Raw genomic sequence first — 1398 nt, 5'->3', positions numbered from 1 at the left:
CGGTGGTGACCCCACAAAGTTAGAGTTTTTATTATGCAGCTAATTGGCTGGTTTGAGTTCGGTATTGTATTGGACTTAAACCAGCCAGTTTTACTTTAATACGTTCATTATTATAGTAATACATGTACTTCGTAATTTTCCTTTTTAGCTCGTCATAAGGCACTAAGTCTTCTCCGTAATACATCTCTTGTTTGAGAATCCCAAAGAAGTTTTCCATTGACGCATTATCCGCACAGTTTGCTTTTCTAGACATACTTTGAAAGATTTTATTTTTCTTTAAGGTTTTCACCCAGGTATTATGTTGATAGTGCCAACCTTGATCCGAGTGTATCGTTGTACGATATTTTGCTTCGTCTTTAATCATTTCCAATGCTTTATTTAACGGCTCTAAAACGAAATCTAATGTTGGTCTTTTAGATATACCAAAAGAGATAATTTCGCCGTTGTATAAATCCATAATAGGACTTAAATATAATTTTTGGTCATTAGTACATTTAAATTCGGTCACATCTGTTACTAGTTTTTGCAGGCGGATAGATGTATTGAACCTACGATTCAAACGATTTTTGGCCACTTTACCGACTGTACCCTTATATGATTTATAACGAGATTTACGTGTGAATTTCTCACATTTTAAATTCAATACGCTCATGATTCGTTGAACCTTTTTATGGTTGATGAGATACCCTAGACCTCTTAACTCTAAATAAATTCGACGATACCCGTATTTACCCTCGTGCTTATGGAAAAGTTCAGTAATTTTTTCCTTCAATTCTTTATCCGGATCATCTTTTTTCATTTGCTTTACTTGATAGTGATAAGTTGCCTCTGGAATACCAACCACTACTAATACATCTTTTAATTTGAATCCTTCTTCTTTGAGCTCAAATGCCAACGCTGCTTGTGCTTTTCGAGGAAGGCATTCGGATTCTCCTGAAAAGCGTTTAACTTTTTTAAATAGGAATTCTCTAAACGTAAACGTTCATTTTCACGCTCTAATAGTTCTTCACGAGATAACTCTTTGTCTTGTTTTAGTGACTTAACTTTATGATTTTTAGACATAGAAGGCCGCCCTTTCGCTTTTTCTTGCAGGCCCTCTATACCTTTCTCTATGAAAGTTTTATACCAATTGGTAATCAATGAAGGATTGTTCATTTCATGAACAATCGCAGTATCTTGGTAAGAAGCACCTGTCTGTTTCATAAAGTTTATTACATTTAACTTAAATTGGACAGAGTAAACTTGTTTAGAATGCTTCCTACGTAATCCGTCTTCGCCGAATTCTTTATATGCACGAACCCATCTCCTAATTTGTGATTCAGCAGGGATACCATATTTTTTAGCTAATGATAGATATCCTATAGTGCCTTCTAGATATTCCTTTACAATTTTCAACTT

General features: G+C 34.6%; 1 protein-coding gene and 1 pseudogene. Both read right to left on the bottom strand.

The features are described 5' to 3' along the window. Positions 1-31: 31 nt before the first annotated feature. Positions 32-898: pseudogene (locus tag LT143_RS20285) on the bottom strand (IS3 family transposase); the annotation flags it as partial. After that, a partial coding sequence (locus tag LT143_RS20280) for a helix-turn-helix domain-containing protein (protein WP_246946198.1) occupies positions 859-1398 on the bottom strand: 540 nt, incomplete at its 5' end. The pseudogene LT143_RS20285 and the gene LT143_RS20280, both read right to left, overlap by 40 nt.

This window comes from Bacillus pinisoli (genome assembly GCF_023036475.1).
In the GTDB taxonomy this organism is placed as follows: Bacteria; Bacillota; Bacilli; order Bacillales; family SA4; genus Bacillus_BS; species Bacillus_BS pinisoli.
The sequence above is the reverse complement of the archived record's forward strand: the minus strand, read 5'-3'. Positions and strand labels throughout refer to the sequence as shown.